Source organism: Microlunatus parietis, assembly GCF_013407955.1.
Lineage (GTDB): Bacteria > Actinomycetota > Actinomycetes > Propionibacteriales > Propionibacteriaceae > Microlunatus > Microlunatus parietis.
On sequence record NZ_JACCBU010000001.1, the window covers coordinates 1244042 to 1269252 of the forward strand.

At 70.8% G+C, this 25211-nt stretch carries 22 protein-coding genes; 11 read left to right on the plus strand and 11 right to left on the minus strand.

Features of this window, described 5'->3' with window-relative positions; translation table 11 throughout:
* The first annotated feature begins 178 nt into the window (after positions 1-178).
* From BKA15_RS05820 to BKA15_RS05830, 3 genes are read left to right on the plus strand one after another with little or no spacing between them, the layout of a single operon-like run.
* Positions 179-1162, plus strand: coding sequence for an ABC transporter ATP-binding protein (locus BKA15_RS05820; RefSeq protein WP_179748906.1), 984 nt, complete (start codon positions 179-181; stop codon positions 1160-1162).
* Positions 1159-1974 carry an ABC transporter permease gene (locus BKA15_RS05825; RefSeq protein ID WP_179748908.1) on the plus strand — a complete coding sequence of 272 codons (816 nt, stop codon included), beginning with the start codon at positions 1159-1161 and terminating at the stop codon, positions 1972-1974. The genes BKA15_RS05820 and BKA15_RS05825 overlap by 4 nt, the downstream gene beginning before the upstream one ends.
* The gene (locus BKA15_RS05830) at positions 1974-2777 is read left to right on the plus strand and encodes an ABC transporter permease (RefSeq protein ID WP_179748910.1); all 804 of its coding nucleotides are present in this window, start codon (positions 1974-1976) and stop codon (positions 2775-2777) included. The genes BKA15_RS05825 and BKA15_RS05830 overlap by 1 nt, the downstream gene beginning before the upstream one ends.
* Before the next feature lie 124 nt (positions 2778-2901).
* Here the strand turns inward: BKA15_RS05830 and BKA15_RS05835 are convergent, their stop codons facing one another.
* The 3 genes from BKA15_RS05835 to BKA15_RS05845 are packed head-to-tail and all read right to left on the minus strand — an operon-like array spanning position 2902 to position 5364.
* Positions 2902-3465 carry a YqgE/AlgH family protein gene (locus BKA15_RS05835; RefSeq protein ID WP_179748912.1) on the minus strand — a complete coding sequence of 188 codons (564 nt, stop codon included), beginning with the start codon at positions 3463-3465 and terminating at the stop codon, positions 2902-2904.
* Entirely contained in the window at positions 3462-3914 is a 453-nt protein-coding gene (locus BKA15_RS05840; RefSeq protein ID WP_179748914.1) for a VanZ family protein, read from the minus strand. The genes BKA15_RS05835 and BKA15_RS05840 overlap by 4 nt, the downstream gene beginning before the upstream one ends.
* Before the next feature lie 13 nt (positions 3915-3927).
* On the minus strand, positions 3928-5364 hold the full coding sequence (locus BKA15_RS05845) for an NAD-dependent malic enzyme (RefSeq protein ID WP_179748916.1): 1437 nt from the start codon (positions 5362-5364) through the stop codon (positions 3928-3930).
* Positions 5365-5441: 77 nt separating this feature from the next.
* Here BKA15_RS05845 and BKA15_RS05850 point away from each other — a divergent pair, with 77 nt between their 5' ends.
* On the plus strand, positions 5442-6599 hold the full coding sequence (locus BKA15_RS05850; protein ID WP_179748918.1) for a glycerate kinase: 1158 nt from the start codon (positions 5442-5444) through the stop codon (positions 6597-6599).
* Positions 6600-6618: 19 nt separating this feature from the next.
* Here BKA15_RS05850 and BKA15_RS05855 read toward each other — a convergent pair whose 3' ends face one another.
* From BKA15_RS05855 to folP, 4 genes are all read right to left on the minus strand, one after another.
* Entirely contained in the window at positions 6619-7263 is a 645-nt protein-coding gene (locus BKA15_RS05855) for a hypothetical protein (RefSeq protein ID WP_179748920.1), read from the minus strand.
* Positions 7264-7375: 112 nt separating this feature from the next.
* On the minus strand, positions 7376-7594 hold the full coding sequence (locus BKA15_RS05860; protein ID WP_179748922.1) for a ferredoxin: 219 nt from the start codon (positions 7592-7594) through the stop codon (positions 7376-7378).
* A 60-nt stretch (positions 7595-7654) separates the two neighbouring features.
* Positions 7655-8680 (minus strand): fatty acid desaturase family protein, encoded by a 1026-nt coding sequence (locus BKA15_RS05865; RefSeq protein ID WP_312878835.1) that lies wholly within the window; start codon positions 8678-8680, stop codon positions 7655-7657.
* A 276-nt stretch (positions 8681-8956) separates the two neighbouring features.
* Positions 8957-9868, minus strand: a complete 912-nt coding sequence (folP, locus tag BKA15_RS05870; protein ID WP_246322272.1) for a dihydropteroate synthase — start codon at positions 9866-9868, stop codon at positions 8957-8959.
* 43 nt (positions 9869-9911) lie between these two features.
* Between folP and BKA15_RS05875 the strand changes: the two genes are divergently transcribed.
* On the plus strand, positions 9912-11426 hold the full coding sequence (locus BKA15_RS05875; protein WP_312878836.1) for an FAD-dependent monooxygenase: 1515 nt from the start codon (positions 9912-9914) through the stop codon (positions 11424-11426).
* A gap of 22 nt (positions 11427-11448) precedes the next feature.
* Here the strand turns inward: BKA15_RS05875 and BKA15_RS05880 are convergent, their stop codons facing one another.
* The 3 genes from BKA15_RS05880 to BKA15_RS05890 all read right to left on the minus strand — a co-directional run bounded on the left by BKA15_RS05880 (position 11449) and on the right by BKA15_RS05890 (position 13480).
* Positions 11449-11610, minus strand: coding sequence for a uracil-DNA glycosylase family protein (locus BKA15_RS05880; protein WP_179748928.1), 162 nt, complete (start codon positions 11608-11610; stop codon positions 11449-11451).
* 86 nt (positions 11611-11696) lie between these two features.
* The gene (gene msrA, locus BKA15_RS05885) at positions 11697-12248 is read right to left on the minus strand and encodes a peptide-methionine (S)-S-oxide reductase MsrA (RefSeq protein WP_179748930.1); all 552 of its coding nucleotides are present in this window, start codon (positions 12246-12248) and stop codon (positions 11697-11699) included.
* Between the two features lie 98 nt (positions 12249-12346).
* Positions 12347-13480, minus strand: a complete 1134-nt coding sequence (locus BKA15_RS05890; protein WP_179748932.1) for an ROK family transcriptional regulator — start codon at positions 13478-13480, stop codon at positions 12347-12349.
* 216 nt (positions 13481-13696) lie between these two features.
* On the opposite strand from BKA15_RS05890, the gene BKA15_RS05895 reads away from it, so the two are divergent.
* From BKA15_RS05895 to BKA15_RS05915, 5 genes are all read left to right on the plus strand, one after another.
* Positions 13697-16189, plus strand: coding sequence for a polysaccharide lyase 8 family protein (locus BKA15_RS05895; RefSeq protein ID WP_179748934.1), 2493 nt, complete (start codon positions 13697-13699; stop codon positions 16187-16189).
* Entirely contained in the window at positions 16189-17835 is a 1647-nt protein-coding gene (locus BKA15_RS05900; protein WP_179748936.1) for a type 2 periplasmic-binding domain-containing protein, read from the plus strand. Before BKA15_RS05895 ends, BKA15_RS05900 begins: the two co-directional genes overlap by 1 nt.
* Before the next feature lie 86 nt (positions 17836-17921).
* Positions 17922-18725: a hypothetical protein gene (locus tag BKA15_RS05905; protein WP_179748938.1), complete on the plus strand. Its 804-nt coding sequence runs from the start codon at positions 17922-17924 to the stop codon at positions 18723-18725.
* Positions 18726-18912: 187 nt separating this feature from the next.
* Complete coding sequence (locus BKA15_RS05910; RefSeq protein ID WP_312878837.1) at positions 18913-20502, plus strand: alkaline phosphatase D family protein; 1590 nt, start codon at positions 18913-18915, stop codon at positions 20500-20502.
* A 180-nt stretch (positions 20503-20682) separates the two neighbouring features.
* Positions 20683-21942: a vanadium-dependent haloperoxidase gene (locus BKA15_RS05915; RefSeq protein ID WP_179748940.1), complete on the plus strand. Its 1260-nt coding sequence runs from the start codon at positions 20683-20685 to the stop codon at positions 21940-21942.
* Positions 21943-22159: 217 nt separating this feature from the next.
* Here BKA15_RS05915 and BKA15_RS05920 read toward each other — a convergent pair whose 3' ends face one another.
* On the minus strand, positions 22160-23875 hold the full coding sequence (locus BKA15_RS05920; protein ID WP_179748942.1) for a bifunctional AfsR/SARP family transcriptional regulator/alpha/beta hydrolase: 1716 nt from the start codon (positions 23873-23875) through the stop codon (positions 22160-22162).
* Between the two features lie 268 nt (positions 23876-24143).
* Here BKA15_RS05920 and BKA15_RS05925 point away from each other — a divergent pair, with 268 nt between their 5' ends.
* Positions 24144-25202: a class I SAM-dependent methyltransferase gene (locus BKA15_RS05925; protein WP_179748944.1), complete on the plus strand. Its 1059-nt coding sequence runs from the start codon at positions 24144-24146 to the stop codon at positions 25200-25202.
* Positions 25203-25211 lie beyond the last annotated feature (9 nt).

Here is a 25211-nt window from a genome sequence, read left to right on the forward strand (position 1 = left end):
TCGTCTCCAGGCGTCCTGGACTATCATCTCCCCCGTGATCGGGCGAGCTAACTAGGTCCGCAGCCCGGACCTTCACTGTTCGGCGTCCGTACGGGCGCCTCCTCCAGGCTGCACATCTTCCGCCATAGTCAGCAAACCTTCCCGGCGCCGCAGATATTCGTGCAGCAAAGGAGTCACCATGCCCGTGATCACGACTTCAGGCCTGACCAAGGACTACCGGTTCCATCGTCAGTCGCCCGGCCTCGGTGGGGCCGTCAAGAGCCTCTTCCACCGCACCCACGAAACCCGTCGAGCCCTGGACGGCCTCGATCTGATCATCGAACCCGGCGAGTTCGTCGGGCTGCTGGGCCGCAACGGCGCCGGCAAGACCACCACGCTGAAGCTGCTCTCCGGACTGCTCCGGCCTTCCTCCGGTACGGTCTCCGTGCTCGGCCACCAGCCGTGGCGGCGCAACTTCGACTTCCTGCGCCGGATCGCCGTCGTGCTCGGCCAGAAGTCGATGCTCTGGTGGGACGTCTCCGCGATGGACAGCTACCTGGTGCACCGCGCGATGTACGACCTCGACCGCGCCACCTTCGACCGCTCCGTCGCCGAGCTGGCCGAGCTGCTCTCGGTCAGCGATCTGCTCACCATCCCGGTGCGCAAGCTGTCCCTCGGCGAGCGAATGAAGTGCGAGCTGATCGGCGCCCTGCTGCACCAGCCCGACGTGCTGTTCCTGGACGAGCCGACGATCGGGCTCGATGTCTTGTCCACGGCGGTGATCAGGGACTTCCTGCGCGAGGTGAACCGACAGCGCGGCACCACGATCATCCTGACCAGCCACAACATGGACGACGTCGAGGCGCTCTGCGAGCGGGTGCTGCTCGTTGATCACGGCCGGCTCGGCTTCGACGGCTCGCTGGCCGAGTTGATCAAGTCCACCAGACCGGCGAAACGCCTGACCCTGACGTACGCCAGCCCGCCGGGACCGCCGACGGCCCTGCCGAGCGACGTGACCATGATCGAGAACGAGGGGCCGATCCGCCGGCTGGAGGCCGACCGGTCCAAGATCACCGAAGTACTGTCGGTCGCCCCGTCCTGGGGTGAGCTGGTCGACGTCGAGGTGGCCGAGGCCGACCTCGACGAGGTGATGCGGACCGTGCTGAGCGGGGGCCTGCGATGAAGTCCCGACCGGTGCGGCGACACCTCCGGGTCTTCGGCCGCGTGCTCGCCCTCAACATCGGCCTGACCTTCGTCTACCGGGGCGACTTCCTGCTGATGCAGCTCGGCACGCTGCTCACTCCCCTGGTGTCGTTGGCCGTCTGGCAGGCCGCGCTGGCCGCCGGGGCCCAGGTCGACGTCACGCCGGGCTTCCTGAACAGCTACTTCCTGCTGGTCGCCGTGGTGAACATGCTCACCTCGTCGTGGACCGCCTGGTTCCTGGCCGACATGATCCGCAACGGGACGCTGAACAAGTGGCTGATCCGGCCGGCGTCGGTGCACCTGGACGGGTTCGCCAACAACCTCGGCGAGAAGACGATCAAGCTCATGCTGCTGGTGCCGCTGGTGTTGATCATGGTCGTGCTGGTGCCGGGCGGGCTGCCGCTGCCGGCCACCCCGGCGCGGTGGCTGCTGTTCGCGCTGGCGATCGGCGTCGCGATGGCGATCAGCTACATCTTCGACATCGCCCGCGGCTCGCTGGCGTTCTGGTTCGAGGACGTCCAGGGCTTCAACATGGCGATCTCGATCATGACGCCGGTGCTGGCCGGCGTCGTCGTACCGCTGGCCCTGATGCCGCCGGAGATCAGTGGGATCACGCTCTGGCAGCCGTTCCGGTTCATGGTCTCGTTCCCGATGGAGGTGCTGCTGGACCGGGTGCCGGGCGGGTTGGTCTTCGGCTTCGCCCAGCAGGCCGGCTGGCTGATCGTGTTCGCCGTGGTCGCCCTGGTGGTCTGGCGGCGCGGCCTGCGGTCGTACTCGGCGGCGGGTGCCTGATGATCACCTACCTTGATCAACTCCGGCGGCACGGCCGGATCTGGCGAGCCGCCGGAGTCCAGGCACTGAAGCGGGACGCCCAGTTCCGGGCCCAGGCCTGGACCACCGCTCTGGTCGCGCTGGCCGAGATCGCCACCGGCCTGATCCCGGTGTTGTTGATCATCCGCAGTTCGCCGCAGATCGGCGGCTGGACCGCCGGCCAGATCATCGCGGTGACCGGGATGTTCCAGCTGGCCATGGGGATCATCAACGCGTTCGTCGCGCCGAACCTGACCCGGATCGATCAGTACGTCCGCGAGGGCGAGCTGGACACGATCCTGATCCGGCCCGCCTCGGCCCAATGGCTCACCACGTTCCGCTGGATCCAACCGGCCTCACTGACCGGAGCGCTGGCCGGCGTCGCCTTGATCATCGTCGGACTCTGGGGCACCCCGCTCGCGCCGCTCGACGTACTCGCAGCCTTGGTGATCTTCGCCTGCGGGCTGGCCACGATCGCCGCGGTCTGGGCCAACCTGGCCTATCTCGCGTTCTGGTTCGAGGCGGCCTCGTTCATCCACAATGTGGTGCTGTCCGCGTTGTCGGCGGGGCGCTACCCGGTGGCGTTCTTCCCGTCCGCGATCCGGGTCGTGTTGATCTTCGTGGTGCCGATCGGCGCCGCGGCCACGCTGCCGGTGCAGTTCGTCAGCCACGGCGTCGACCCGGTGCTGCTCGGCGGCGTCTGCGGCGCGGCTGTCATGATCGTGGCGCTGACCCGGCTGCACTGGCGGCTGGCCCTGGCCCGCTACTCGAGCGCGTCGTCCTGACCCGTCTTCCCCACAGATGTTGTCGCTTTACCAGAGAAGTAACTCGCGGGAAGTGTCAGTTTTTCACGTTACGTGAAAAACTTGCGGCTGGTGTGACTGGTGGGGCGACGGCGACCAGGGCGCGTCAGTTGGCCTCGGCCTCGTCGGTGTAGGCGGAGAAGAAGGCGAGCCGGTTGCGCTGGCGGCGGAGCACCTGGCGCCACAGGTCGTGCGGCCGGCCGCCGAACACGTCGGCGTAGGTGGATGAGACCACGTGCCACATCCCGTTGGCGATCTCGGCCTGCAGCTGGCCGGGCTCCCAGCCGGCGTAGCCGGCGAAGATCCGCAGGTCGGCGTAGGCGCCGGCGACGATCTCGATCGGCGTGTCCAGGTGCAGCAGGCCGATGTCGTCGAACAGCCGCCGCCAGCCCGGCGGTTCCTCGCCGGTCCGGGCCACGCTGGCCAGGCAGATCGCGCCGTTCGGCGACACCGGGCCGCCGCTGAACAGCAGCCGCGGCTCGGTCACCGCGTCCACCCAGTCCGGCAGCACCGCCTCCAGCCGGGTCTGCGCGATCTCGTTGACGATCACCCCGAGGGCTCCGTCGGCGTCGCTGTCCAGCACCAGCACGACGGACCGGCTGAAGATCCCCTCGCTCAGCAGCACACTGGCCACCAGCAGCTGCCCCGGCTTGGGCGCCACCTCGGTCATCGATCCCCCGGTTTCCATTGTGAGATCAGGGTCCGCCGAGCAATGATCAGCACCGCCGTACCGTACCCGATGGCGATGCCGAGCAGATCGGCGCCGACATCGAACAGGTCACCGCTTCGGTCCGGCAGCAGGGCGCCCTGGACGACCTCGCTCAGCACGGCGTGCCCGACGAAGATCGCGATCACCGCCGTGCCGAACCACGGACCGGGCCGGCCCCGCCGCCGGGCCGCCCGCCAGAGCATGATCAGCAGGACCGGGACCGCGAAGATCACCAAGTGCCCGACCTTGTCCAGATGCGGTACGAGATCGGGGGCCGGCGGCCCGGCCGGACGATAGAGCGCGATCAGTTGTGCCAGGCAGCTGATCACCGCCGCTCCGAGCAGGACCCGGCGGGCGACGCGCCCTTCCCGGGAAGGGCGTCCGCCGCCGACCACCGCGGGCTGCGCCATCAACCGTGCTGGATCAGCCGTCGGACGTCGCCGCCTCGAGCGTCCCGTCGGCCGCCACCGCGTCCAGTCCCCCGCCGGCCGCCTGCCGCACCGCCGTGGCCACGGCATGGTGGACGTCGGCGTGGAACACGCTCGGTGTGATGTAGGCGGCGTTCAGTTCCTCGTCGGTGACCACGCCGGCCAGCGCGCGGGCGGCGGCGATCAGCATCGGTGTCGTCACCTCGGTCGAGCGGGCGTCCAGCAGCCCGCGGAACACGCCGGGGAACGCCAGCACGTTGTTGATCTGGTTCGGGAAATCCGAGCGGCCGGTCGCGACCACCTCGGCGTACTCCATCGCCACCGCCGGGTCGATCTCCGGCTCCGGGTTGGCCAGCGCGAACACGATCGCCTTGTCGGCCATCCGCTGCACGTCGGCGCCGGTCAGCACGCCCGGCGCCGAGACGCCGATGAACACGTCCGCGCCGTCGATCGCGTCGGACAGCGTCCCGGTCAGGCCGAGCCGGTTGGTGTGGTCGGCCAGCCAGGCCAGCTCGCCGGCCAGCCCGTCCCGGCCCCGGTGCACGACGCCGGCGATGTCGGCCACCACGACGTCGGTCGCGCCGGCCGCCAGCAGCAGCTTGATGATCGCGGTGCCGGCCGCCCCAGCGCCGGACATGACGATCCTGATCTTGGAGAGTTCCTTGCCGACCACCCGGAGCGCGTTGTAGAGCGCGGCCAGGACGACGATCGCCGTACCGTGTTGATCATCGTGGAAGACCGGGATGTCGAGCTGCTCCCGCAGCCGCGCCTCGATCTCGAAGCAGCGCGGCGCGGAGATGTCCTCGAGGTTGATCCCGGCGAAGCCTGGCGCGACGGCCTTGACCACGTTGATGATCTCGTCGACGTCCTGGGTGTCCAGGCAGAGCGGCCAGGCGTCGATCTCGGCGAACCGCTTGAACAGGGCCGCCTTGCCCTCCATCACCGGCAGTGCCGCCTTGGGCCCGATGTTGCCCAGGCCGAGCACTGCGGAACCGTCGGTGATCACCGCAACGCTGTTCCGCTTGATCGTCAGCCGGCGGGCGTCCTCGGGATTCTTCGCGATCGCGTTGCAGATCCGCGCCACGCCCGGGGTGTAGATCATCGACAGGTCGTCCCGGTTGCGGATCGGATGTTTGGCGTTCATCTCGATCTTGCCGCCGAGGTGCATCAGGAACGTCCGGTCGCTGACCTTGCCGATCACCACACCGGGCACGGACCGCATCACCCCGACCAGCTGGTCGGCGTGATCGGTGTCCCGGGCGGCACAGGTGACGTCGATGCTCAGCCGCTCGTGACCGGAACGGGTCACGTCGAGGGCCGTGATGGCACCGCCGGCCTGCTCGACGGCCATAGTCAGCTGGCCGACACCACCGCCGACCGCCGGAACCTCAAGCCGGACGGTGATCGAGTACGAGACCGAGGGCGCATTCACCCGCCGATCCTCTCACGCCTCATCGGGCCCGGGGACCATGCTGCGCGGGGTCGTCACGCGACTGGAAAACTGCCGCCATGCGCATCGTGATCGCCCCGGACAAGTTCAAGGGTTCGCTGACCGCGGCCGAGGTGGCGCGGGCGCTGGCCGACGGCCTGGCCGGGGCCGGAATCGAGACCGAGCTGGTGCCGGTCGCCGATGGCGGCGAGGGCACCGTCGAGGCCGCGGTCAGTACGGGGTTCCGGGCGGTCCCGGTCGAGGTGCCCGGGCCGCTGGGCGAGCCGGTGCGGGCCAGGTACGCGATCGGGGTGCCGGCCGGCGGCGGGCCCGAGACGGCCGTGATCGAGCTGGCCGCGGCGTCCGGGCTGGACCAGTTGCCGCGCGGTGCTGACGGGCGGCCCGAGTTCAGTCCGCTGCGGGCGTCCAGCGCCGGCACCGGTGCGCTGATCCGGGCCGCGCTGGACGCCGGCTGCACCGAATTGGTGCTCGGCGTCGGCGGCAGCGCCAACACCGACGGCGGGGCCGGGCTGCTCACCGAACTCGGCGCCCGGCTGCTCGACCCGGCCGGCCGGCCGGTGCCCGGCGGCGGTGGCGGACTGGCCGACCTGGCCCGGGTCGACCTGTCCGGCCTCGATCCGCGGATCGCGAACACCCGGATCGTGCTGGCCGCCGACGTCGGCAACCCGCTGCTCGGGCCGAGCGGCGCCGCGGCCGTGTTCGGCCCGCAGAAGGGCGCGACCGCCGCTGACATCGAGGTGCTGGACCGCGCGCTGGCCGGGTACGCCCGGCTGGTGGCGGCGGCGCTCGGGGCCGACCCGGAGGTCCTGGTCTCGGCACCCGGGGCCGGGGCCGCGGGCGGGGTGGGCTTCGCCGCGCTGGCCGTACTCGGTGCTCGGATGCGGCCCGGCATCGACCTGGTCTGCGAGCTCGTCGGCTTGGACCGGCGGCTGGCCGGCGCCGCCGCGGTGATCACCGGCGAGGGCAGCCTGGACAGCCAGAGCCTGAGCGGGAAGTCGCCGGTCGGCGTCGCCCGCCGGGCCAGGGCCGCGGGAGTTCCCCGCGTGTACGCCGTCTGCGGCCGCAACCAGCTGACCGCCGACGAGGCCGCCGGGGCCGGCTTCGACCACGTCTTCGCGCTCGCCGACCGGGAGCCGGATCCCGACCGCAGCATGCGGCTGGCCGCCGACCTGCTCCGACCGATCGGCCGGGAGATCGGGCTGGCTCTGCGGGGATGACTCAGCCTGGATCCGGGCTTTAGAACTGCCAGTCGGTGATCCGCCAGGCGCCGTCGATCAGCCGCATCCGGAGCACCGTCGGCGGGATCTCGCCCGGCGGATCGAGGGTGATGCTGGCCAGGTCGCCGGTCACCTCGGTGTCGGTGAACGCCCAGTCCGCGATCGTCGTGTCGATGAACTCCGAGCCGTGGAAGCTGACGTCGAGGCAGGTCAGGCCGGCCCGGTCCCAGAACTCCTGGTCGATCGTCCGCCGCGCGGCGTCGCAGTCGCTGCGGTAGCCGGCGTCGACGAAGGCCCGGGCGGTGTCCTCCGGCATCGGGGCCTGGGTCGCCGGCGGTTGCGGCTGCCGGGTCAGCGCCGCGACCGCGACGACGATCGCGAGCACCGCCACCGCGGCGACGATCGGGATCCAGAGCAGCCGCAGCGGACGCTTCGGCCGGTCGGGCGGCGGTCCCGGCTCCCCCGGTACGGGTCCGTACGGGATCGGCGGCTGGTTCGGAGCGGGCGGGTTCGTCCCACCGAGATAGGGACCGAGCTGGCCGTGGTACGGGACCGGCTGCACCGCCGGCGGGGCCGTACCGTCCGGGAGACCGGGCGCGACGAAGTCCGGGCCGCGCTGCCCGTTGCCAGGAGCCGCGGTCTCGGACGGTCCGGAGTCCGTCATCGACTCCTCCTCGACGTACCTGAATCTCCCCGAGCGTTGTTCGACTCTACTGCCGCTCCCCGGCTTCGTCCCCGCGGCACTCCGGTCCGGCTCTCCTCGTGCTGACGGCTGATCAGGCCTCCTCCGGGCTGGTCTCCTCGATGACGTGGATGGTGCCCGATGGGCAGTACTGCTCGGCGTCGCGAGCACCCTGTTGGTCGGCCGGGTCGCTCGGTTGGGGATTGCGGACCTCGACGAAGCCGCCGTCAGCGGTGTGTCCGAACACGTTCGGAGCAAGCTTGGAGCATTGCTGGGCTGCGATACACGTCTCGGGTGTGGTCACGACCTTCAACGAGGATTCCTCCTTGTCCTCCGATCAGGCACGGTCCTCCGATCAGGCACGGTCCTCCGATCAGGCGCGGTACTCGCGAACCAGCGGGCAGGTGTAGCGGTTTCGGTTCTTCAGCCCGACCTGGTTGAGGTAGCCCATCAGGTCGCGGTAGGCCTGCACCAGCGAGGTCTCGGTGTAGCTGACCCCGTGGCGGCGGCAGTAGTCGCGGACGGTCCTTCGGATCTTCGGCAGGTTGGGCCGCGGCGCCTTGGGAAACAGATGGTGCTCGATCTGGTACTCCAGACCGCCCAGGAAGAAATGGACCACGGGTCCGCCGCGGATGTTGCGCGACATCAGGACCTGCCGGCGCAGGAAGTCGAACGTCACACCGCGGCCGACGATCGGCATGCCGATGTGGTTGGGCGCGAACGCGCCGCCGAGGAGAAACCCGAACACGCTCACCTGGACGACGACGAAGGCCACCGCCAGGCCCGGCGGCAGGACCAGGAACAGAAAGGTCAGATAGGCGACGTGCCGTACGGTGAGCAGCGCCAGTTCGGGCCAGCGTTGCCTCATCCCGTCCCGGGTGGTCAGGGTCCTGACCGAGGCGACGTGCAGTTCCCAGCCCTCGAACAGCAGCAGTGGGAGGAAGAACCAGCCCTGCCGTCGGGCCAGGGCCGCCGCCAGGCCGGTGCGCCGGTCGGCCGCCTCCGGGGTGAACGCCACGACAGCGGACTCGATATCGGGGTCCGTGCCGAGTTGGTTCGGCCGGGAGTGGTGCCGGCCGTGCTTGTCCATCCACCACGCGTAACTCAGGCCGGTGCCCAAGCCGGCCAGGAACCGGCCGACCCAGCGGTTCCAGCGAGGCGAGTCGAACACCTGCTTGTGCGCCGCCTCGTGCCCCAGGAACCCGAACTGGGCCACCACCACGCCCAGCAGCGCGGCGAGCAGGAGCTGCCACCAGGTATCGCCCAGCAGGGCGACACCGGTCAGGATCGCGGCCACGGCGAGCGCGCCGCCGATGATCAGAGTCCAGTAGAACCCGCGCCGCCGCCGCAACAGCCCGGCCTCGTTCACCGCCTTGGCCAACTCCAGGTATTGCGTCACGTACCGCTGGGCCCGACTCGGCTTCCGCGCCGCACCGGTGCCGCGTCGTGACCCCGGGACCGGGGCCGAGCCCGGCGTCTGAGAAGGGACGGGTGTACGTACCATCACGAACTCCTGCAGTCTCTCCTCGGACCGGCCCCACGGGACTGGGCCGGCGCGGCCGCAGCACGAGTGCGGCCGACCAATCTCAGACGTACCCGCCTCCGCGCCGACAAAACGCCCAGAACTCCGAGCCCGGCGCTGAGGCTGAGCACCGCGCCCACTCGTCGAACCGGCTCAGTTCAGGTTGTGCCGCTCGTAGACCGGAGCGGTGAAGCCGGCGATGGTCTCGATCATGGTGGCCGCCGCGGCCGCCGCCGCGGCGTCGTGCATCCGCAGGATCCGGGCGCCCTGCCAGGCGCAGACCGCCGCCGCGGCGATCGACGGCGCGAGCCGGTCCGGCTTGTCCAGCCCGGTCGCCTCGCCGATGAAGTCCTTGTTGGAGACGGCGGCCAGCAACGGCAGCCCGAGCCGCGCGATCTCGGACAGCCGCCGGGTCAGCTCGAGCGAATGCTGCGTGTTCTTGTTCAGATCGTGCCCGGGGTCGATGACGATCCGGTCCTCCGGTACGCCGAGCCCGATCGCCAGATTGACCCGGTCGGCCAGGAACTGCCGCACCTCGGTGACCACGTCGCCGTACTGCGGCCGGCGCAGGTGCTGACCGGGGGCGGCGCGCGAGTGTGTGACGACGAGCGTCGCGGCCGAGCCGGCCACCACCTCGGCCAGTTCCTGATCATGAAGCCCGCTGGTGTCGTTGATCACCGAGGCACCGGCGGCGATCGCCCGGCGGGCCACCTCGGGCCGCCAGGTGTCGACCGAGATCACCACCGAACTGCGCCGGGCCGTCTCGGTGATCACCGGCAGCACCCGGTCCAGTTCCTCGGCCTCGCCCACCGGCGGGGTGTCCGGCGAGAACGGTACGCCGCCGATGTCGACCCAGTCCGCACCGGCCGCGGCGGCCGCGCAGGCCGACTCCACCGCCCGGTCCAGTTCGAAGTCCCGGCCCTGGTCGAAGAACGAGTCCGGGGTCCGGTTGACGATCGCCATGATCGCGATCTCGCGGGCGAAGTCGAACCGGCGGCCGCCGATCATCCGGACCGGAGACGTCAGCGGCGGCAGCGGCATCCCCGTGCCGCGGGGTGGTGTCATCCGGCCATCCTGACATTCGCCCCGGCTGCCTCGTCAGGAAGGTGTGGACCACACTCGACACCGCCAGGGCTCCGAGGTACTGATCGTCGGCGCCGGACCCACGGGGATGGTCGCGGCTCTCGTGCTCGCCGCCAACCGGATCCCGTGCCGCCTGATCGAACAGCGGCCGACACCGACCAGCAGCTCCCGCGCGCTGGGGCTGCAGGCGAGGTCGATGGAACTGCTCGCCGGGCTCGGCCTGGCCGAGCCGATCGCCGAGCAGGCCTACCAGCTCAGCGGCGCGTCGATCATGCGGGGCGACGAGGAGCTGACCCGGATGCCGTGGTTGCCGCCGGACAGCCCGTACCCGTACACCTATGTGCTGCCGCAGCAGGGACTGGAGACGATCCTGCGCCGCCGGCTCGACGAGCTCGGCCTCGACGTCGCCGCCGGCAGTGAGCTGGTAACCCTGATCCAGGACGACCGGTCGGTCACCGCCCGGCTCAGCGGCGGCCGGGAGCTGACCGCGAGCTGGCTGATCGGCGCCGACGGGTCGCGCAGCACGGTCCGGGAGCAGCTCGGGATTCCGTTCACCGGGGTGGCCACGGGCGAGACGTACTACCTCGCCGACGCCGTCCTCGACCCGGCTCCGCCGGTCCGGGACAGCGGGATGTGGCTCGGCCCCGAGGGCCCGTTGATGATCATGCGACTGCCCGGGCCGGACGGTCTCTGGCGGCTCTTCGTCGACGTCACCGATCGGACGGCGGGCGACGACCGGCCGGCCGAACCGCCGCCCGAGCTGCTGCAAGCCCTGCTGACCGAACGCGGTCCGACCAGCACCCGGATCACCCGGACCGACTGGGTCTCGGTGTACCGGACCAGGCTCTGTCTCGCCGATCGCTACCGCGGCGGCCGGGCGTTCCTCGCCGGCGACGCCGCCCACGTGTTCCCGCCGTTCGGCGGCCAGGGAATGAACCTCGGCATCCAGGACGCCGTCAATCTCGGCTGGCGGCTGGCTCGGGTGATCAAGGGCGCCTCGCCCGACCTGCTGGACGCGTACGAGGCCGAGCGGCGCCCGGTCGCCGCCGAGATCATCACCAAGGTCGAGAGCCGGCGCCGGATGTACGGGCTCCGGAACCCGCTCGCTCGCGGCGCCCGGGACCTGCTGCTCCGGGCCACGGCAGGCAGCCGGCCGCTGGCCCGCCGCACCAGCTGGGAGAACTCGCAGCTCGACATCAGCTATGCCCGTCGGCGGCCGCGGCCGGGCGCCGTCCCGGTCGAGGGCGACCGCCTGCCCGATCTTCCGGTGAGCGGAGGAACGCTTCATGATCATCTCGATCCGGCGCACTTCACCTTGATCAACTTCGCCCCGGTCGGCGGCCCTGCCGCGGGACCCGTCGAGCCGAGCGAGGATCCCGTGGTGGTACGGATCGACGACGAATCGGATCCCGGCGGCGGCACCCGCGCGGCCTGCGGGATGCGCCGCGGCGGCTACCTGCTGGTCCGGCCGGACGGCCACATCGCCGAACGAGGCCAGGACCCGTCGACGGTCTCGGTCCTCACCGGCGAGCGGGGATGATCGGCGACGGCGGCATACGGGCTCACCGAGGCACTGCCGGACCCGTACCCGGATGCTCCTCGGTCACCCCGAGCCAGTTGATCAAGGTCCGGCCGCTGGCATGGTTCCACGGCACTCCGGACTCCTGGGCCTGCAGCCCCGGCGCCTGGCCGATGATCACGATCCGGGCCCGCGGATCGGCCACGTACAAGGGATTCCAGCCGGCCGCCGGTCCAGGGACTCCTCAGCCACCGGCCCAGTCTGCCCGAACCGCGCCGCCGCTGATCTCACTCAGACGGACGCGTCACGCCGGGGCAGCACCCAGCCGGCCCGCGGGAAATGGCAGGTGTAGCCGTCCGGATAGCGCAGCAGATAGTCCTGGTGCTCGGGCTCCGCCTCCCAGAACGGGCCGGCCGGCTCGATCGTCGTCACCGCCCGGCCCGGCCACAGACCGGACGCGTCGACGTCGGCGATCGTGTCCCGGGCGATCCGCTCCTGCTCCGGGCTGACCGGGAAGATCGCCGACCGGTAGCTGGTGCCGATGTCGTTGCCCTGACGGTTCAGCGTCGACGGATCGTGGATCTGGAAGAAGAACGCCAGGATGTCGCGGTACGTCGTCGCGGCGGGATCGAAGACGATCTCGACCGCCTCGGCGTGGCCCGGGTGGTTGCGGTAGGTCGGGTGGTCGTTGACGCCGCCGGTGTAGCCGACCCGGGTGCTCAGCACGCCTGGCTGGCGCCGGATCAGATCCTCGACGCCCCAGAAACAGCCGCCGGCCAGGACGGCCGTCTCGGTGCCGGGGGTCCGGGTGATCGTGCCGGTGTCGCTGCTGCCGCTGGTCATGCTGCCTCCTGGGTGCTCGTGAGTGTTCCGGCGCCGCTGGCTACGGCGTCACCAGTCATAACAACGACGGTGCGGAGTTTGGTCCCGGTTCGCGACAGTCAGGTGAGTTCCAGGAGGTTCTCCTCGATCCGGAGCAGGGCTCGGCGGGCGGCGCCGAGGGCGACCACGTCGTCGCCCAACTCGGAGAACCTCACCTTGGGCGGGAACAGGGCGACTTCGTCGATCCGGGACCGCAGGGCGGCCAGCACCGGTTCGCCGCCGCGGGTGATCGGGCCGCCGACAACGACCAGCTCCGGGTTCACCACCAGGACCAGCGCGTTGATCCCCTCGGCGAGGTCGCCGACGTAGCGCTCGACCAGGGCCCCGGCCCGCGAGTCGCCGGCGGCCGCGGCGGCGAAGGCGGCCGCCGCGGCGTCGGTGAGCCCGAGCTCGGGATACAGCTCGGCAAGATCATCGCGGTAGCGCCGTTGGCCGGTCCAGGACAGCGCCGGATGGTGGCCGATCTCGCCGGCCGCGCCGTGCCGGCCGCGCAGCAGCACGCCGCCGGCGATCACCCCGACCCCGTTGCGGGCCCCGGCGTGGACGAAGATCAAGTCCTGGACGCCGTCGCCGATGCCCCGCCACACCTCGCCCAGCACCGCCATCCGACCACGGTTCTCCACCAGCACCGGACAGCGCAGCTCCCGGCTCAAGGTGCCGGCAAGATCAACTCCGTCCCAGTCCGGGTGGCTGTGACAGATCAGGATGTCGCCCGCCGCGCCGACGACGCCCGGCACGCCGACCCCGACCGCGCGCAGCAGCCGGGGCCGCAGCCCGGCCTCGCGGAGCGCCGCCTCGACGACCTGACGCGCGATCCGTACCGGCGAGGCGGGCTGGCCCGCGTCGAGCTCGTCGGCACTGGTCAGGATCACGTCGCCGGACAGGTCGCAGATCACGGCCTGGACGCCGGTGCTGTCGATGCCGACCCCGGCGACGTAGCCGGCATCGGCCCGGAACGCGTACCGCCGGGCCGGCCGGCCGGAGCGCCCGCTGGCCGGCTGCAACTCGGCGACGATCCCGGACCGGACCAGGTCGCCGAGTACGTCAGCCGTGGTGGACCGGGCCAGGCCGGCCACCCGGGCCACCTCGGCCAGCGTCATCTCTCCCAGGTCCCGCACGGTGCGCAGGGCCAGCTCCGTGTTGAGCCGGCGCAGCAGGGCCGGGTCGGAACCCGACGAGGCCGAAGCGACCATGACGGCACCTCCTGATCTTCACCCGAACTCTAGCCGGGCTACTTTCATCGAGTGCCGATAATAACCCGCAATGTCCGAAACTCGTTCGTCACAAAGGTTCTCACGATCGCCATCTCGATCGCCATTGACCTTACGACGGAACCCGTCGTAATCTGATCAGCATCGGCGGAGCAGGTCACCGGAGATCCGTCGCCGATCCGATCCCGAGGAGTCTTCATGATCATCGACCCGGGACCAGCGCACCGCGCGTCCGCCGTCGATCTCCCGAGCCTCAGTCGCCGCCGCTTCCTCCACGGTGCCACCGGCGCCGCTGCCGGCGTCACCGCCGCGTCGGTGCTCGGACTGCCGGCCCTTGCCCACGCCGACGAGGCCGAGTTCGCCCGGCTCCGGGCCTGGTGGGTGGACTTCCTCACCGGCGGCCCGCAGGACCTGGCCGACCCGGCCGTGGCCGCGGTGATCAAGGACCGCGACGACGCGGCCGATCAACTGCTCGCCCTGGTCGACCCGGACCCGAACCGGACCTCGGTGTTCACCGACCTGCCGTATGACCCGGACGATCCGGAGAGTTCCCGGCGCACCGCGACGAGCGGCAGCCGGCTCCGCGAACTGGGCACGACCTGGGCCACCGCGGGATCCCGCCATCACGGCTCCGAGCCGGTACTGGAAACGATCAAGGCCGGCGCCCACACGATCCTCAGCCACAACTACCGCGACGGCCTGGCGGAGAACGGCAACTGGTTCAACTACGAGATCGCCCTGCCGCAATACCTGGGCGGCGTCTTCGCGATCTTGGGCGACGCGGCCGACCCGGATGATCTTGCAGCGTATGCGGCGGCGATCGACTTCTACGTCCCGGACCCGCGCTACAACTATCCACCGAACGATCCGCGGCACAAGCTGTCCACCGGCGCCAACCGCGTCGATCTCTGTGAGGGCGTGATCGTCCGCGGCTTCAACGCCCGGTCGGCCGCGAAGATCACCGACGCCGCGGCCGCGCTGCAGGACGTCATGGTGTATTCGACCAAGGGCGACGGGTTCTATCGCGACGGCGGCTTCATCCAGCACGTCAGCCAGCCGTACACCGGGACTTACGGTTCCGGGCTGCTGCGGGACCTCAGCGTCCTGCTGGCCCTGCTCGCCGGATCGGCCTGGGAGGTCACCGGGCCGGGTGTCGAGTTGATCTTCGACACGGTCGAGAACTGCTACGCGCCCGTGGTGTACGACAACCAGGCGTTCTCCCACATCTGCGGCCGCGCGACGTCCCGCCGGAACAGGGTCGAGCACGGCCCGGGCCTGGACATCGCCGAGGGCATCCTGACCCTGGCCGACGCCGTGCCGGCCGACCGGGCCCGGGCCTGGCGGGAACGCTGCCTGGGCTGGTTCCGGCGGGCGACGTTCGCCGATCCGCTGGCCACGTCGAACCTGCGCCGGCTGGCCCTGTTCCGCTCCGTTCTCGACGATCCCGCGCTGACCCCGGCGCCGGAGCCGGTCGAGCACCGGATCATCCCGAGCATGGCGCGGGCGATCCACCGCAGCACCGACTGGGCGTTCACGATCGCGATGTGCCGGACCGGGGTCGCCGCCTACGAGGCGATGTCGACCGGCGAGAACCGCCGCGGCTGGTACCAGGGCCGGGGCATGAACTACCTCTACCTGCCCGGCGACAACGCGCAGTTCTCGGACGCGTTCTGGCCGACCGTCGACCCGATGCGGCTGCCCGGCGTCACGGTCGAGCGGCGGCCGCTGCCGGAGATGTGGGAGCGCGGCACGACGGCCAGCTTTGCCGGCGGCGCGAGTGCCGACGGGTTCCGGGCCGTGATCGGCCAGAAGATCGTCGGCCCCGGCGAGGGCTCGGCGATGAGGGGCAACAAGTCCTGGTTCTGCCTGGACGACGCGGTGGTCGCGCTGGGCTCCGGGATCGTCGGCGACGGCTCGTACCCGATCGAGACGATCATGGAGAACCGCAACCTGTTCGAGTCCGGGACGAACCCGTTGATCATCGATGGCGTACGGCAGCCGTCGGACCAGGGCTGGACGGCGCGGGTCGGCCGGCCGGGCTGGGTCCACCTGGCTGGGGTCGGCGGCTACGTCCTGCTCGACTCCCTGGCCGGCCAGGAGCCGGAGTTGGTCGCCCTGCGCGAGGAACGCACCGGCACCTGGCTGGACATCAACACCTACTGGAGCGGGCACGACGACACGCCCTACACCCGGCGCTACCTGACGCTCTATCTCGATCATGGTCCCGACCCGGACCAGGGCAGCTATGCCTACCTGCTCCTGCCCGGTGCCGGCGCCGCCAAGACCGAGCGGCGGCACCGCGACCCGGAGGTCCGGCTGTTGGCCCAGAGCACGTACACACATGCGCTGTATGCACCTCGCTTCGGCTTCACCGGCGTCAACTTCTTCGGCATCCCGGATCCCGCCGAGCACGTCGAACTCGCCGGCGAGCTCGAGGGTGCCGTGCTGACCGCCTCGAAGCTCTGCACCGTCGCAATCACGGCCCGCGGCCGCAGCGTACGGATCGGGGTCGCCAACCCGGCCCACAACATCGACGCGTTCACCGTCCAGCTGGCCGGGCTCGGGCTCCGGCCGGAGTCCGCCGACCCGAGCGTCGAAGTCACCCGGAGCGGCTCGACGATCACGCTGGCGATCGACGCCAGTGATCGCGACGGCCGTACCCATCACGCGAAGTTGATCAAGGAAGGCTGATGATCATGACCGACCGGAGACTGCACCGCCGGCAATTGTTGGGCGGTGCCGCGGCCGGGGCCGTCGCCCTCGGCGGCACGGGCCTGCTCGGTGGCTGCGCCGACAGCGGCGGCAGCACGGGAAGCCAGCAGTCGCGGACCAAGATCACGTTGCCGGACTACCTTCCCTTCACCGGGGTGCAGGCCGATCTGCCCGCGACGGCAGCAGGAGTCCAGCCGGCCTTCTACCGCTACCCGGCCACACCGAAGCCGTTCACCGACAGCGGGTCGACGCCGATCACCAGCGGCCAGGCGGTCTCGGGCGCGGCGATCATGAACACCGTGGTCCGGGAGCGGTCGGCGAACCGCTACTGGCAGGAACTGGAGCGCCGGCTCGGCGCGGAACTGACCGTCCTCGGCGCACCGACCGCGCAGTTCCCGGCGAAGCTGGCCACGATCCTGGCCGGCGGCGACATCCCCGACATCGTCCAGCTGTACCAGACGACCCAGCTGCCCGGCCTGCTCAAGGCGAAGTTCGCCGACCTCACCGAGCACCTCAGCGGTGCCGCGATCAAGGACTACCCGGCGCTGGCGAACATCCCGACCCTGAGCTGGCCGGCCGGCGTCTACAACAACGGGATCTACGGCATCCCGCAGCACCGCACGCCGCAGGTGATCTCCCTGATCGTCCGCGACGACATCGCCAAGCAGCTCGGTGTCGGGATCGAGCCGTCCAGCGGCGAGGAGTTGCGCGAGCTGTTCCGGCAGCTGTCCGATCCGAGGAACAACCACTGGGCCGAACGGTCGCCGCGCAACATGATGCAGTACGTCGGCCAGATGGTCGGCGCCCCGAACACCTGGCGGGTCGAGGGCGGCACCTTCACCCGGGACTACGCGACCGACGAGTACCGCAAGGCGCTCGACATCGTCGGCCAGATGTGGAAGGAGGGCGTCTTCCATCCCGACTCGTTCAACTCGGTCAGTGCGCAGATCACAGCCTGGATCGCCGCCGGCACGGTCCGGATGGTCAGCGGTCCCGGCGCGTTCTTCCCCAGCGCCAAAGCGGTCAAGGAACAGAACCCGGAGCACACCGTGGCCGTGGTGCGGCCGCCGAAGTGGGACGGCGGCGGCTGGGCCCCGCAGTATCTCGGCCCGGCGATCCTGTGCGTCACCGCGCTGAAGCAGGCCGAACCGGACCGGATCACCGAACTGCTCCGGATGCTGAACTATCTGGCCGCGCCGTTCGGCACCGCCGAGGAGTTGTTCCTCTCCAGCGGGATCGAGGGCGTACACCACACGCGCGAGAACGGCGTCCCGGTCCCGATCGAGGACGGCGGCGGGGAGATCTTCAACGTCGGCTACCTGATGTCACCGCCGCGGGTGCACTACGTGGCGGGGTTCCCCGACGTGGCCGAACAGGAATACCGGGCCGAGGAGTCGGCGGTCAGCGACGGCGTGCCCTGGCCGACCGCCGGCCTGTACTCGCAGACTGACGAGACCAAGGGCGTCACGCTCGGCAAGACGATGTCGAGCCTGCAGGACGAGGTGATCCGCGGCCAGCGCACCCTGCAGGACTGGGACGAGGCCGTCGCCGCCTGGAAGCGGGACGGCGGCGATCAGATCGCCGCCGAGTACGCGGAGTCGCTGCAGCAGACCGGCAGTTCATGATCATCATCGTCGCCGGCTGACCGACATCCCGAGAGCCCGGGCCCGCCCGGGCCCGTGAGATGTGCCCTACTGCGAGAGGACGAACGATGTCGGAGACGATGCCAGGCCCTCGGCGGACACGACGCGACCTGCTCCGGACCGGTGCGGTGCTGGCGGCCGGAACCGCCGGCTGGTCCGCCATGGCCGGGACCGCCCACGCCCTGACCGGCCACAGCGTGCTGGACAGCGCGGACTGCAAGTTCCACTACGAGCCGACCGGGAACCCGGTCACGCTCCGGTTCAACGACACCTTCTACAACCAGCTCTGCGTCTGGAAGCGCTGGACCTCCTACAACGTGCCGGACACCTGGGGATCGCCGGTCGAGGCGTACTCCTACGGCGCGTACGTCAACAAGCCCGGCATGCACGGCGAGGGCCGCGCCTTCGACCTGGCCCGCTACAACTTCCGGAACTCCAGCGGCGGCGTCAACCACCTGTCCTGCCGCTACGACCAATGGCGCGGTACGGCGAACGAGAGCTATCTCCGGCCCCGCTACTGGGGCCTGGCCTGCAGCCTGGCCCGCTACTTCCAGCACGTGATCACGTACTACGACAACTCCGACCACCACAACCACATCCACGCCGACAACGCGATCTACGGCTCGCCGACCAACGCCACCTACAAGACGAGCTCGATCAGCCAGACCTACATCGTGCAGGCCGCCTGCCGGTTCGTCTGGGGCCTCGGCACGGCCGTCGACGGCGACTGGGGTCCGGAGACCAGTGGCGACTCGACTGCGGTGCTGCGCCGGATCGGCCGAAGCTCCGGCACCGTCGCCAGCAGCGGCGCCAACTGGACCGCCTTCTGCGCGGCCACCTTCCGGAAGGCGATGAAGACCGAGGACTACTGATTCATCTCCCGGGACGGACCCGGTGAGTCTCGGCTCACCGGGTCCGCTTTCGCCTGCCCACAACAGATCCGGTTGATCATCAACTGCCGTCGATCAGTCACCAGCCGCTCGCCTGAAGATCAACTTCGAGGCATCTGGAGATCGCACGCTGACCACGTTCGCACTCTTCTCACCTGGAGGACACGACGTGGTTCAACCAGCTCGCTCCGGCATCCGCCGGCGGATCTTCGTACTCGGCGGCCTGGCCACCGCCTCGGCCTCGACCCTGCCCGGCATCGCGGGCGCCGCACCGACCGGCGCGCTCCGGCAGGATCCCTTCACCCTCGGTGTGGCGTCCGGCGACCCGACCCACGACGGCGTCGTCCTGTGGACCAGGCTGGCCCCGGAACCGCTGGCCGAGGACGGTCGCGGCGGCATGCCCGACCGCACCGTACGGGTGCAGTGGGAACTCGCCGACGACGCCCGCTTCAGCCGGGTGGTCCGGCGCGGCACTGCACTCGCCCACCCCGAGGCCGCCCACTCCGTCCACGTCGAACTGGACGGCCTGCGTCCCGACCGGGAGCTCTACTACCGGTTCCGCGCCGAGCGCCACCTCTCGCCGGTCGGCCGGACCCGGACCGCCCCGGACCCGCAGACGCTACGGACCGAACTCCGGCTGGGGTTCGCCTCCTGCGCCCAGTACGAGCACGGCTGGTTCACCGCCTACCGGCGGCTCGCCGAAGATCATCCGGACTTGATCATGCATCTCGGCGACTACCAGTACGAGCACCGCAAGGACGACTACACGATTCCCGGCGGCAACATCCGTGATCATGACGGGCCGGAGACAGTGACCCTGGCCAACTACCGGCAGCGCTACGCCCAGTACAAGACCGATCCTGATCTTCAGGCAGCCCACGCGGCAGCGCCGTGGCTGGTGGTCTGGGATGATCATGAGGTCGACAACAACTGGGCCGGCGACGTCCCGGAGAATGCCCAGCCGACGTTCCTCGAGCGGCGGACGGCGGCGTTCCGGGCGTACTACGAGAACATGCCGCTGCGCAGCACGTCGGTGCCGCAGGGTCTCGGGATGCAGCTCTACCGCCGGCTCCGCTGGGGCCGGCTGGCGAACCTCCATATGCTCGACACCCGGCAGTATCGCGACGACCAGGCCTGCGGCGACGGCTGGCGGGCCTGTCCGGCGGCGGAGCAGCCGGAGCGCTCGATCCTGGGCCGGCAGCAGGAGGAGTGGCTGATCGACGGCTTCCACCGCTCGGAGGCACGCTGGGACCTGTTGGGCCAGCAGGTGTTCTTCGCCCAGCAGGACCGCGACAACGGCCCGGGCAAGATCACCGCGCAGGACGCCTGGGACGGCTATGTCGCGTCCCGGCGCCGGATCACCGAGGGCTGGGTCGATGCCGGCGTACGGAATCCCGTCGTCCTGACCGGAGACGTGCACCGTGCCTGGGCGTGCGATCTGAAGCTCGACTACGACGACCCGACCACGCCGTCGGTCGGCTCCGAACTGGTCTGCACCTCGATCACGGCGACCGGCGACGGCCGCGACACCGACCCCGATGATCAGACGATCCTGCACAACAACCCGCACATCCGGTTCTACAACAATCTCCGCGGTTACGTGATGACGACGATCACGCCGGACCGGCTGGACGCCGACTTCCGCGTCCTGCCGCGGGTTTCCCGACCGGACGAGCCGATCGACACCCGCGCCTCGTTCGCGATCGAGGATCGCTCCCCCGGCCTGCACGAGACCTACGACCGGGGCCTGCCCGGCTGAGTCTCCGGTGCCGCGCGTCCCGTGATCATCCGGTCGGCCGGGCCTGGCAGGCGCCGCGCCAGAATCGATCCGAGCCGGCCACGCAACTCCTGGCAAGATCTTGGGGACGTCGTCCCAGTGCTTCCCCAGCGGCATCCGACACCCTTCCGGACAGGAGGATTCCGGACACCTGGAGGGACGATGAACCGCTGGCGATTCTTCGCGATCGGGCTGTGCGCCGTGTTGATCATGGACCCGGCGGCGCCGGCCGCGGCCGCGGAACGACGGCACCGATCCGCCGAGGTGATCACGACCTGGAACGCGATCGCCGCCCGGACGATCAGCGCTTCGGGCCTGCCGGTGCAGGTGACCAGCCTGTACTTCGCGTTCGTTAATCTCGCGACGTACGAGGCCGTCGTCACGATCGACGGCGGCTACCAGCCGAACTACGCGCTGCCCCGGCCGGATCCGAGAGCCTCGGCCGAGGTCGCCGCGGCGACCGCCGCTCACGACACCTTGGCGCACTACTTCCCCTCGGCCCGGCCGGCGCTCGACGCCGACTACCAGGCCTGGCTCGAGGGTCAGCCCGGCGGAGTCGCCCGGCAGGAGGGCCGGCGGGTGGGCGCCGAGGCGGCCCAAGCCGTGATCACCGACCGCTCCGACGACGGTCGCGACGCTCCGATCACCCTCGATCCCGGGCCGCACGCGCCCGGCCGTTGGCGTCCGACCCCACCCGCCCGGTTGCCGATGTCCTCACCCTGGTTGGGATTCGTCGATCCGCTGACCCTCTCCTCGCCTCGCCAGTTCCGACTGATGGGGCCGGACTCGCTGCGGAGCAAGGCCTACGCGGATGATCGTGCCGAGGTCGCGGCATACGGTCGCCGGACCGGCTCGGCCCGCACCGCGGAGCAGACCGAGACGGCGCTGTTCTGGAGTGTCAGCCCGGTGCTGCAGTTCCAGGCGGCGCTGCGCGACCTGGTGCAGCGCCGAGGGCTCGACCGGGCCGAGGCCGCCCGGCTCTTCGCCGCCGTCAGCACGGCCAACGCGGACGCGCTGATCGCCTGCTGGCGGGCCAAGTTCGACGACCCGTTCTGGCGGCCGATCACGGCGATCCGGGAGGCCGGCCCGGACGCCGACCCGAGTTGGACGCCCTTGACCGACACGCCGCCCTACCCGGAGTACGCGAGCGGCCACGCCTGTGTCAGCGGCTCGACCACGGAGGTCCTCGGCCGGCTGCTCGGCCATCGGTCGATCGACCTGAACGTGTCGTCCACCGGGTCCGACCCGTCGGCCCCGGTGACGAGGCACTACGACAGCGCCAGGGCGCTGGACGCGGAGACCATGAACGCCCGGATCTGGCTCGGCATCCACTTCCGCCGCGCGATGGTCGACGGCAACCAGCTCGGCCACCGGGTGGCGCGCTGGACCCTGCAGCACCGGTTCCGGCCCACCTGGTGCTAGGAGGGTGATGTCGAAGTGCCGAACCCCCTTCGACAGGCTCAGCCCGAATCCACCGACCCCCAACCGAAGCGGCTGGGCCGGGCCGGGGTGTCGCGATTTCTCTTCGCATCGGAGGGTGCAACGTTGTACCGGGCGGTTGCGGTCGATGCCAAGAGAAATCGCGACATCTCACCCTGGGTTGGTGGATCCGGGCTCAGGGAACGTGTGCGATACGAGGTCAGGCGACTCGCTCGATGTCGGGAGCCCCGCGCTCCAGCCGGCCGAGGCTGCGCGTGGCTGCCGGGTCGGCACCGGCGAAGTCGATCACCAGCCGCACCAGGGTCTCGGGTTCGCCGTGCCACGGCAGGTGGTCGAGGCCGTCGAGGGCGACGAAGGCCGCGCCCGGGATCCGGGCGGCCAGGTCCTGGCCGAGCGGGAACGGGACGGTCCGATCGGCTCGGCGGTGCAGGACCAGGGTCGGGGTCCGGATCCGGCCGAGCCGGGCCGACACGTCGGCGGCGAATGCGGCCTCGAGCGCCTGTGCCGCCCCGTACTGCCCGGCGACCGCGCGCTGGAGCCGGGCGAACCCGTCCCGCTCGGCCACCGTACCGCCGGGCAGCAGGAGACCCGCGAGCACCTGCGACCCGAGTCCGCGATGGGCCGCGACGATCCGGACCAGCGCCTCCCGGGTCGCCGCCGGTGCCAGATCGAGGCCGCGCGCGTACCCGCCGTACAGCACCAGCCGTTCGACCCGCTCGGGCCACCGAGCGGCGTAGCCTGCCGCGATGCCGCTCCCGCTGGAACAGCCGAACAGGCCGACCGGTGCGGCGGAGTCGCCGACGAGCGTCGCGGTGGCCGCGTCGATGACGGCCTCGAGCACCGCCGTCTCCTCGTCGAGCGAGGGCCGAGTTCCCGTCGCCGGACCGGACAGCCCGGTGCCCGGCCGGTCGTAGCGGATCACCGTGTGCTGCCGGGCCAACCGGCCGACGAACCGCTGGAAGGCCGGGTTGCGCCAGTCCAGTTCGAGGTGACCGAAGCTCCAGTTCGCCACGACGAGCGGCGGCCCCGAGCCGACGGCCGACCACGCGATCGACCGCCCGCCGGCCGACGTACGGCGCACCACCTGTTCCGCGGACGGAGCCGGATCCGCGTGCGACCAGGCCGGCCGCGCGGCGGCGAGCTCGATCGTCGTCGGTTGGCCCGGCTCGTCGGTGGCCAGGATCCGCTGGTGCAGAGCCTGGACGGTGGCCGACGGTTCCACGCCGAGTTCGTCGACCAAGGTGGTGCGGAGTTCGCGGTACGCAGCGAGCGCCTCACCGCGCCGGCCGCAACCGGCCAGGGCCGCCATCAGCAGCGTCCGCAGCTGTTCCCGGAGCGGATGGATCCGGACCACGGCCTGCAGTTCGGGTACGACCTCGGCGTGCCGGCCGAGCTCCAGCTCGACGCCGGCGCACTCCTCCAGGACGGCGAGCCGCCGCTCCTCCAGCCGGGTGAGTTCCGGTTCGCAGCCGTCGAGCACGATCCCGTCCAGCACGGCGCCGCGCCAGAGTCGCAGGGCCCGCCGCAGCAGCGCGGCGCGGTGCTCGAGGCCGGCTCGGGTCCGGTCCTCGGCCGCGTCGCGGGCGGCGTCGACCAGGGCGTCGAAGCGATCCAGGTCGAGGTCTCCGGGGTCGAGCTCGAGGGCGTACCCGGGGCCTCGGCGCACGATGAACTGCCGGTCCGTGCGCTCGTCCGCCAGATCACGGCGCAGGTGCGCGACGCAGCCCTGCAGCAGGCTCCGCGCGCTGGCCGGCGGCCGGTCGCCCCACAGGTGGCCGATCAGCCGGTCCGCCGGCACCATGTTGTTGGCGTTCAGCAGCAGGATGCCGAGCAGCGCCTGCTGTTGCGGGCCGCCGACCGAAACCGGACGTCCGTCCCGCACGATCTCCAGCGCACCCAGGATGCCGAACCACATACGAATCCCCCAGTCGTCGAAAGGTGTCCCCAGTGTCGGGCCGGCCGGGCAGGCGATCCCTGAGCAAGCGCTACTCAGATCTCGGCGGATCGCTGCCCAAATCCCACCGGTCCGGGCTGGTCGGCCGCGGTCGCGCCGGGCCGAACTCACCGGTGAGAACTGAGTAGGTGGGCCGTCACACCCGGGTAGCGATTGCTCACGACCGCCCGGGCCGCGGGTCCTTACAACTGGGGAGACGAACTCACCACTCCCCAAGGGGGTCAGGATCATGGCTTTGAACGAAGAACGGCTCTTCGCCTTCCTCCAGCGCTGCGTCGACGACGCCGCCGCGACGATCGCGGCCGGCACCATCGTCGTCGGTGCCCGGCTCGGGCTCTACCGGGCTCTGGCCGCGCGGCCGTCGGCGTCGCCGGAGGAGCTCGCGGCGGCGACCGAGACCGCGCCGCGGTACGTCGAGGAATGGCTGCGCGGCCAGGCCGCCGGCGGCTACGTCGACTACGACCCCGAGACCGGCCGCTACTCGATGACCGAGGAGCAGGCGTTCGCGCTGACGAACCCGGAGGGCCCGGTCTATCTGCCGGGAACCTTCCAGCTCGCGCTCGGCGCCCTGCGGGCCGAGCCTCGGATCACCGAGCTGTTCCGGACCGGCGGCGGGATGCCCTGGCACGAGCACGATCCCGAGGTGTTCACGGGGTGCGAGTTCTCGTTCCGGCCCGGCTACGCCCAGAACCTCGTGACCGAATGGATGCCTCAACTCACGAACGCCGAGGCGAAGCTCCGGGCCGGGGCCTGGGTCGCCGACGTCGGCTGCGGTCACGGCGCGTCCACCGTGCTGATGGCGCAGGCCTACCCCGAGTCGACCTTCGTCGGGTTCGACAGCCACACCGGCTCGATCGAGGTGGCCCGCAAGCGGGCGGCGGAGGCGGGCGTCGCCGACCGGGTGACCTTCGAGACCGGGACCGCCCAGGACTTCCCCGGCGGCACGTACGATCTCGTGACGACGTTCGACTGCCTGCACGATCTCGGCGACCCGCTGCAGGCCGCCCGGCGGATCCGGGCGTCCCTCACCACGGACGGCACCTGGATGATCGTCGAGCCCGTCGCCGGCGACTCGGTCGCCGACAATCTCAACCCGATCGGCCGCCTCTATTACTCGTTCTCGACGTTTCTCTGCGTACCGAACGCCCTGGCCCAGGAAGGCGGCTACGCCCTGGGCGCCCAAGCCGGCGAACGCCCGCTGCGCCAACTGGCCCAGGACGCCGGCTTCAACGCGTTCCGGAAAGCCGCCGAGTCCCCGTTCAACAGCGTGTACGAAGCCCGCCCGTAAGCGACGCGC